At 56.2% G+C, this 7,971-nt stretch carries 9 protein-coding genes; all 9 read left to right on the forward strand.

Translation table 11 applies throughout. From position 1 onward, the window contains the following. Positions 1-292: 292 nt before the first annotated feature. On the forward strand, positions 293-1,756 hold the full coding sequence (locus C4B30_RS33490; protein WP_080681342.1) for a caspase family protein: 1,464 nt from the start codon (positions 293-295) through the stop codon (positions 1,754-1,756). A gap of 376 nt (positions 1,757-2,132) precedes the next feature. After that, positions 2,133-2,552, forward strand: a complete 420-nt coding sequence (locus tag C4B30_RS33495; protein WP_155257370.1) for a hypothetical protein — start codon at positions 2,133-2,135, stop codon at positions 2,550-2,552. A gap of 114 nt (positions 2,553-2,666) precedes the next feature. Beyond that, positions 2,667-3,260: a recombinase family protein gene (locus tag C4B30_RS33500; protein WP_027784547.1), complete on the forward strand. Its 594-nt coding sequence runs from the start codon at positions 2,667-2,669 to the stop codon at positions 3,258-3,260. Between the two features lie 2 nt (positions 3,261-3,262). Continuing rightward, positions 3,263-3,763, forward strand: coding sequence for a hypothetical protein (locus C4B30_RS33505; RefSeq protein WP_027784546.1), 501 nt, complete (start codon positions 3,263-3,265; stop codon positions 3,761-3,763). Positions 3,764-3,821: 58 nt separating this feature from the next. Continuing rightward, positions 3,822-4,049: a helix-turn-helix domain-containing protein gene (locus C4B30_RS33510; RefSeq protein ID WP_027784545.1), complete on the forward strand. Its 228-nt coding sequence runs from the start codon at positions 3,822-3,824 to the stop codon at positions 4,047-4,049. A 74-nt stretch (positions 4,050-4,123) separates the two neighbouring features. After that, positions 4,124-4,339, forward strand: coding sequence for a hypothetical protein (locus C4B30_RS33515; RefSeq protein WP_027784544.1), 216 nt, complete (start codon positions 4,124-4,126; stop codon positions 4,337-4,339). A gap of 474 nt (positions 4,340-4,813) precedes the next feature. Beyond that, on the forward strand, positions 4,814-5,191 hold the full coding sequence (locus C4B30_RS33520; protein WP_105133588.1) for a hypothetical protein: 378 nt from the start codon (positions 4,814-4,816) through the stop codon (positions 5,189-5,191). A gap of 46 nt (positions 5,192-5,237) precedes the next feature. Continuing rightward, positions 5,238-5,765 carry a virion core protein, T7 gp14 family gene (locus C4B30_RS33525; RefSeq protein WP_155257368.1) on the forward strand — a complete coding sequence of 176 codons (528 nt, stop codon included), beginning with the start codon at positions 5,238-5,240 and terminating at the stop codon, positions 5,763-5,765. 15 nt (positions 5,766-5,780) lie between these two features. Then, complete coding sequence (locus tag C4B30_RS33530) at positions 5,781-7,877, forward strand: hypothetical protein (RefSeq protein WP_155257367.1); 2,097 nt, start codon at positions 5,781-5,783, stop codon at positions 7,875-7,877. Positions 7,878-7,971 lie beyond the last annotated feature (94 nt).

Consider the following 7,971-nt stretch of genomic DNA (forward strand, 5'->3'; position numbering starts at 1 on the left):
CGGAGATGGCTGAGCGTGTGCGCGCGCCAACATTCACGCTGCACGACCTGCGGAATCTACTAGCGAGTGCGGGGCTCGGTTGAGGCTTGGGGGCGCGATTCGTCTGCGGATTTTGGACCATGCTTCGAGGCGGAGAGATGTTCTGAACAGACACTATGTGAGCTTGTCGCACGCAGATATAGCAAGTCCGCTTGTTCGGATTCAGGCCGCCTTTGTGATCTGACAGAATTACTTGCGTACAATCTAATTGATGGTGGATCGGTGTGACATCAACATTACGGGGTATTAGAAGATGGGGATAAATTTAGCAATCGTAGTCGGCATTACAAACTACGTGAATGAGAATCAACGGCTTTCCGCTTGCGCGAATGATGTCTCTATTGTTCAGGAGATGCTCCAGGGATCCGGTAAGTTTCGAGAAGTATTTGTTGTGCCATCGGAAGATGGTACGCTCCTGAAATCTAAAATAGCAGATTTTGTCACGCGATATAGGATTGAGGAGGTTGATGATCTGCTATTTTATTTCACGGGGCACGGAGACTTTTCGGACGAAGAATTTCGATATCTTCTGAGAGATTATTCGCCGGCTAAACGCGCGCAAACGTCCCTCTCAAATAGCGAGCTAGACAATTTCCTCAGAAGTCTGAACCCGAAGGTGGTTGTTAAGGTTGTAGATGCTTGCTACTCGGGAATGCCTTACATTAAGGATGGTTCAAACTTTAACGATTACATGAAATCTGCGACGAAAGGCGCTTTCGAAAAATGCTACTTCCTATGTAGTTCGCAAAGTGATCAGCAGTCTTGGGCTAGTGAAGAAATAAGTGATTTCACCAAGGCATTCGTGGCGGCGATTGCCGAAGCTCCTGCCGAGTCAATTCGCTATAAAGATGTGATTGATTTTATAGCGGATGCCTTTCGAGCAGTACCAAGTCAACGCCCGCTATTTGTTGTCCAGAGCGACTTCACGGAGGTCATGGGCCATTTCTCGGAGCAAGTGCGGTCGCGACTGAAAGAGCGCCTTGCGTCATTTGTATCGAATACACAGATGACGGTACAGCCAATGTCAACAAAGACGAGTCTCCTTGAGAAGGCGAGGGCGGCCGCGAAAGACTATGTTTCTATGAATCAAGCGATGGATGCGGTACAAGGTATAAAAACCGAACTTGAAGCGCGGAGCTTGACGGATCAATTTCTAGAGATGTTTGAGATAAATCGAATTTTCTTTGATAATTTTTTGCTTTTGCCGAATGAAGAAGCATTGGGGAAGTGGGTCTCAAAAAATGACAAGAAATTTTTCGCCTCCCCTAGGTATGATACTGAAACATATGAGGTCGAATCCACATTGAGCGCTCTGATGGGCGCGCTGGGCGATGGGAGGAAAATAACAAAAACAAGGCAGGTTATATCTGGTGTAAAAACGCAAATTAAGGAATTGCCGTTTTATTCATTTCAAATTATACTAAAGCCGAAGCTGCCGAATTTAACTCAGTATGGTGGTTGGTTTACATACTTTTTATCCAAAACCAGCTTGCAGTCGTTTATTTGCTTCGAAGAATACAAGGAGGTTGCTTGGGGGCAGTACAGTCGCTCGTTTGTTTCTGAGTGGATGCCTGCCGAGTTCAATCTGGCAGGATTCGATGGTGGAGGACCGTTGGTAAATACGTTTGTGACCGAACTTGAGCGGTTTGTTTCGGGAAAGGTTGCATCTGGCCTAGGCTTCGAGCTTGACGAGTCCAATAGCGAGGAGGCAAGTTAGCAGCGCGAAGTGTAGAGAATGGCCCCCGGGGTTGCACGGTGGGGGCCTGGGCCGCTACCTGATCGGCTTCGACCGGTGCTTACAGGTCTCAAATGTTGGCCGGGAAAATCTCAGAGGGTATCTGATAAAGTCCCGCCGCGAAATTCCCCCCGGTGGCCCTCCCGATTCTCACGGGCACGCCACCATGATGCGCATCCGATAGCGCGCGCGATTCCTGATGCGTGGGCGCGCATCTTGTTAGGCATTGTTGCTGCGTTTTACTGTAGATACGCTGTAGCGTGCTCAGACAGTTGGATAACTATCGGGATATGCGATGCAACATGCTTATGCTGCTATCGGCCGTGCTGTGATGGCGGCGCAGTCATTCGAGACGTCGATGGTCCCCATCTTCGAAGTGTTCAAGTCTCACTCGGAGCCTGGATACCTCGCCAAGACAGGCGGTAAGCTTCCTGATGGAGCGTTCAAAGCGCCCCTCCGGAACATCCTCAAGGAATTAACGAAGAGAGACGGTATCGACCCTGAGCTGGAGGCCCTTATCGATTCGTTCATCGAAGACCGGCATACACTGATTCACCGATGTATCTACACGTTCGGGTGGCCTGAAGATGGCGATGCTGAGGGGTTCGGTCCGATTGTGGAGCTCGCTAGCCGAGTAGAGAAGACGGCCAAGGAACTGATACGCATTCTATGCGGCTATGTCGTTACCTATGGTGATCCGGAGTGGGCCGAAGCGAATCCTGATGAGTACAGGATCAGGATGGCCGCGATTTTCCAGCAAGCACACCGCACTAGATGAGTCCAAAACCGTTCCCTTTCGGACATGGGCTGTGAGGGGTGTCCGAAAGTATGCTTGTAAACTATTCGGACATAGCATAAGATTCGTACATCTATTTCGTACAGGATGTCCGCTATGTCCCGTGTCTTCGCTTACTGCCGTGTGTCCACTCATGACCAATCCACCGAAAACCAGCGCCTAGAGATTGAGCGGGCAGGGTTCGCTATCGACAAGCGGCGCATCGTTGAGGAATCCATTAGCGGCTCTGTAGCTGCCTCCGAGCGCCCTGGCTTCACGCGCTTGGTGGACCGCATGGAGTCAGGCGATGTATTGGTGGTCACCAAGCTGGACCGGCTGGGCCGTAACGCGATGGACGTACGGGCCACCGTGGAGGCTCTGGCGGGTCTGGGAGTGAAGGTCCATTGTCTTGCCTTGGGCGGGGTGGACCTGACCAGCGCGGCAGGGAAGATGACGATGCAGGTACTGAACGCCGTAGCTGAGTTTGAACGGGACCTGTTGATTGAGCGGACCAATGCTGGCATCCGGCGGGCTCGCGTTGAGGGGAAGCAATTCGGCAGGCCATCAGCGTTGACCAGCGAGCAGCAAGCGGAGGTAGCTGAGCGACTGGCCAAGGGTGAGGCTGTAGCGGCCCTAGCGCGGGACTTTAAGACCAGCCGTCAGACCATCATGAGACTGAGGGAGAAGGCCATGACGGCTGTCGGAGTCTGATCATGGAACAGCAATTTCCGAAGGAAGGCTTCTTTGACCTGACAGCAGCAGAGCTCTTTGGGCTCGCTTGCGAGCAGTACGGTCGCTTTTATCGCGACCAGTCCACTCTTAATGCGTATCAGGTTGCAGTCACGCTATTCCACTTGTTGGACTGGCTGGTGAAAGATGGGACTACGGCCAACAGGAAACGAATCATTGAGGCGAAAGACCCCGAAGCCAGGACGGCGGAAGAGGCGCTGGTATTGGCGATTCATCAGTTACCTGCATTTCGTGCAGTAATGAGCGCGGCAAACAACGCGAAGCATCGGGAGCTTGACGGTACCCGGCCCGCATACACGAAAAAGCGGCGGATTGGGTTCTTTGTGGGGGTATCTAGGGCCGGCGACTCACTAGGGGACGAGCATCTAATTTTGGATATTGGTGACGAAGAGGTGTGGCTTAGGGATGCGTTCTGGGTCGTGCTAGAACGGTATCGGGAACACTTCGAAAGCTCTAAAGCGTGACACCGGTTTCCCCCGGCGCGTAAACTTTCGGTTCCACATCACGAACCGGAGAGCCGCCATGACGGCAATCACGCAACCGACTCCCGCTGAAGTCCGAAAACTCTTAGACGAGTCAGGCCTGAGCCGCGAACAATTCGCAGAGCTGGCCCACGTATCGAAGCTGACCATCCACAAGTGGGTCTTGCCGGAAGATAACCAGAATCACCGAGGGATTCCGCTGGCAGCTTGGGAACTGCTGTTGCTGAAGCTGGGCAAGCATCCGGCCAAGAAACTGATTGACGCGTAACCCATTGGGTTATTAGAATCGATTTCCGTGTGGCAAGCAATTCAGCAAGCCCCGTTACCTGACAAGGTCTAAACATGTTCCAGATCACCATCAGCACCCACCGGTTCTCCCTCTGCATCGGTCAGGGCACCGCGTCCCTCCGCATTGGCTCCCGTGAATTCTTGCTGCTCCGTGATTACGTTGAGCGCAGCCGTAAGCCCCGCCTGTTGGAAACCTTCCGAGACACTGAAGCCCGTAGCTGGGAGGCGCTGGTAATGCGCCGCTGGTTGGTCTCCAGTTCCCCGGCCTGAGCTTCTGAGGGGGCTGACCGGTCAGCCAGAATTTTCTCCATCGAAGCGCCTCCCGGAAACGGCTGGCGCTTTTTGTTTTGTCGAACCGGCTGAGTGACAAGCTGGGCGGGGCTTCGGCGGCGATTCGCTTGCTAAACCCTCACTCTCGTAGATACGGGCACTGTTCTTAACCCCGACTCTCGCAGATGGGCACGCCTAGACGCCCACGCTCGGAGCTACGGGCACTCAGAGACCACTCTCGCTAGAGCTGTCCCGTCTCGTCTGCATCAATCCCATTCCCCCCGCTTCCATGCCCACCGGGCAGGGTTGGACGCGTCCATCCTCCGCCCACCATAAGGACCCTCTATGACTCCCTCCACGCCCCCATCCAACTGGCCTCCGGTTTCCCCATCCGGCCGCATCACGTACCGCCCAGCAACTCCCAAAGATGCCACCGAGCTGGCCCTTAAGCTGCGCCAATCGGACATCGCTGAGATGGCCCTGACCTGGGCTGGTTCGCCTGAGGCCCGTCTGGCTGAATCCGTCCGGGCATCTGCTGAGTCCTGGGCTTTGCTGATCGATGGCCAGATTGAGGCCGTGTTTGGCCTCGTGCGCTATCCGATGGTCAACGTGCCGTGGATGCGCTGTTCCGCTGCTGTTGCAGACCATGCCCGCGAGCTTCTGTCACATGCGCGCGCTTGGCTCGATAGCGTTCGCGCTGCTGATGTGCCCCTGGCCAACACGGTGGCTTCGAACAACGTGGAGGCAATGACGATGCTGGAACACCTGGGCTTTGTCATTGGCGATGTAGCACCGAACCAGGGACCTCCGGGCAGCTTCCGATTCTTCTATGAGGCACCGCGCCATGTGTGAGCCCGCAAGCCTCAGCCTCTCCACCATGACCATCGCGAGTATGGCAATGAGCGCAGCCACAGCGGTGGCCAGCTACGTGGGCCAGAGCCAAGCGGCTAAGCGCCAGGGAGACGCAGCACAAGCAGCCTACGATGCTCAGGTAACTGACACGAAGAACCAGATGACCCAGCAGAGCCAAGCGGCAGCCGAGCAGATGTCTGAACGGGCTCGCCAAGCGATGATCGAAACGGGCCACCTCCAAGCACTCGCGGCTGACTCCGGGACCAACGGCGGGGGCAGTAACGACCGCGTGACGAACGAAGCCAACTTCAACGCTGGGCAGGACATCGCAGCCATGCAGGCCAATGCGTCATCAGTTCAGCGTCAGATGGTCGGCCAGCTTGACGGCAGCTACGCGCAAGCAGTCTCACGAACAGCCAGCATCCAACAGCCGAGCCTCATCGGTACAGGCCTCCAGATTGCCGGTGGCGCACTCAACGCATACACCAACCAGGAGTCCATCAAGAACCGCGTTACGGGCGGGGTCCCTGGCGCAAACGCATTCGGTTTCAAGATGCCTGGGTCATCCACCTAACAACCTCACACCACCATGCCACAATCCCCTAACTCCCCGCAGTCCATCACCAGCCGCCCTGAGGTTCCCGTTACGGGCCGTCAGGTGTTCTCCCAGCCGCAAGAGCGACCGGTCGATACCTACGCAGCACCACAGCAGGATGCAACCCTTCACGGGCTCCTTACGGGGCTCCAGACGTTCAATCCCGCACTCCAGGAGTACGTCAACCTGGAGAACCAGAAGGACGCCACGCAGGCCTTCAAGGCAGGCACCTCAGCGGGCCAGCTCAGTGACGCTGGGCTCATCGACGCGCAGACCGGAGGCATCAAGGTTCCCCCTCCGTCCGCTGACTCCCGCGTGGACCCAGCGTTCACCGATACGTTCGCTCAGGGCTATCGCAACGCGGTGGGCCTGAAGATTGGCAATCAGGTTCAGACGGACATCCTGAGTGCCTACCAGGAGAGTAAGAACCAGGACGGGTTTGACCCGGAGAAGTTCCTCCACGAGCAGGTTGCGCAGCACACGACTGGCCTCACGGACCCGGCGATTGTCGACCAGGTATCCAAGAGCGTCGCTACGACAGCCGATAGTGTCCGCAAGGACTTCGCTCAGGTGCAATTCCAGCGCCTGAAGGAGACCGCATTCGGCAACTTCTCCGCTGTCGCTGATGGCGTCCTGGACCCGACCAAGAGTCTTCAGCAGATGTGGGATGGCGTTCAGCAGACGCTGGAGCCGATGCGCGGCCAGATGGGCATGATGACCCGCCCTGAGATGGCTGACATGCTCCTGGACAAGATCAACAATCTTTCCTCGCAAGCTGGCGGTCGGCCGGAGCTGTTCGACCTGTTCACGCAGTTCAAGGACCCGCACACTGGCCTGACGCTCCAGCAGATGAACCCTAAGATTCAATCTGAGGCCACCCGCCTCCAGCATCGGGCTCTCGAAGAGCAGAACCAGCGCATCGAGCAGGCGCAGCAGACGGACTTCTTCAAGAGGACCGTAGCGGATGAAGAGGCCGCGAGTCAGGGCAAACAGCCGGACATCAATGACTTCGTGAATCGCATCGGCCCGCTCAATCAGTTCAAGAGCGCAAGCGCGGCACTGGGCGAGTATCGACGGCTACAGAGCATGGCTGACGCTGCGCAGCAGAACGTACAGGCGGTACAGTCGGTTGGCTCTGGTACGGCCTGGGCGCTCGACAAGAAAGATGCTCAGGCAGCTCTGGATACCGTCCAGCAGCCTGACGTGGGTGTTCTCATGCAAGTTGCCTCTGGGAAGGTTGGAGGTGACCCCTCGCAGCTCCCTCAGGTGCAGCAGGCTATCAAGTCCATCGTGGACATCACGGGCCGCTCAGGACGCAGCGACATCGCGAACAGCAAACTGAAGGCCCTCATCGACGGAACAGTAAATGCAGTACCGCCAGCAGGAGAACAGCCGTCAAGTCAGTTCCGTTTGGCTGCGGCGATGTATGGCGGTCTGCCGGATCAAATCCGCTCGTTGTATTTCGATGAGAAAGCGGCGGCGCTCTATGACTCGTACCAGCGGGACAGGCAAGCGGGCGTGAGTGATGAAGCCGCCTATCAGAGTGCATATCGCACAATCTCACCGGAGGCAATCAAAGCCGCAAAGGAAATCACCAGTGACCAGCAATGGAAGCAGCACGTAGCCAGCACGGTGTCGAATCTGACCACCGGCCGCTTGCAGCATTGGCCTGTTGTGGGATGGATTGCCAGCGCGGCTGGGTACGGAGCTGCTGTTAACGAGCACGCGGTAGACACGTGGGCTCAGCTTGACCTCCAGCGTTATTACCAGCGGAACCCGAGCGCGACGCAGGAGCAAGCGGACCAGTACATCACAGGGCGAGTGCGGTCTAACTTCGTGTACGACCAGGCGAATCGAATCAACGTGCAGGTGCCCGACGGGCAGGCTAGTGATGCCGCGAAGGATGCAATCGACAGCTACATCTCGAAGGCTCGCCAGAAGTACGACATCCAGGACGGGCCAGGAATCGTGTCACGCGCGGTGGCTGGGGTTCTGGGTATTCCGGCTGATCCCTTGCAGTCAGTGGGCCTGATTTACAGCAAGGATGGGAAGTACACAGAACCTATCCGAATGTTTGTGTGTGAGGCATAAACTGATGGCCAAGGAGCCACTTTATGCCACGCAAACGCAAGGAAGAAGTGACGATTGAACCGGGCAAGGGCTTGAACCTGGACCCGGAACTGAT

The organism is Burkholderia sp. BE12, from assembly GCF_002959955.1.
In the GTDB taxonomy this organism is placed as follows: domain Bacteria; phylum Pseudomonadota; class Gammaproteobacteria; order Burkholderiales; family Burkholderiaceae; genus Burkholderia.

What these genes read in the sequence shown, in the direction of transcription:
- C4B30_RS33490 (WP_080681342.1), top strand. Translation starts at nt 293, where the DNA reads ATGGGGATAAATTTAGCAATCGTAGTCGGCATTACAAACTACGTGAAT.
- C4B30_RS33500 (WP_027784547.1), top strand. Translation starts at nt 2,667, where the DNA reads ATGTCCCGTGTCTTCGCTTACTGCCGTGTGTCCACTCATGACCAATCC.
- C4B30_RS33505 (WP_027784546.1), top strand. Translation starts at nt 3,263, where the DNA reads ATGGAACAGCAATTTCCGAAGGAAGGCTTCTTTGACCTGACAGCAGCA.
- C4B30_RS33495 (WP_155257370.1), top strand. Translation starts at nt 2,133, where the DNA reads ATGGTCCCCATCTTCGAAGTGTTCAAGTCTCACTCGGAGCCTGGATAC.
- C4B30_RS33510 (WP_027784545.1), top strand. Translation starts at nt 3,822, where the DNA reads ATGACGGCAATCACGCAACCGACTCCCGCTGAAGTCCGAAAACTCTTA.
- C4B30_RS33520 (WP_105133588.1), top strand. Translation starts at nt 4,814, where the DNA reads ATGGCCCTGACCTGGGCTGGTTCGCCTGAGGCCCGTCTGGCTGAATCC.
- C4B30_RS33525 (WP_155257368.1), top strand. Translation starts at nt 5,238, where the DNA reads ATGAGCGCAGCCACAGCGGTGGCCAGCTACGTGGGCCAGAGCCAAGCG.
- C4B30_RS33530 (WP_155257367.1), top strand. Translation starts at nt 5,781, where the DNA reads ATGCCACAATCCCCTAACTCCCCGCAGTCCATCACCAGCCGCCCTGAG.
- C4B30_RS33515 (WP_027784544.1), top strand. Translation starts at nt 4,124, where the DNA reads ATGTTCCAGATCACCATCAGCACCCACCGGTTCTCCCTCTGCATCGGT.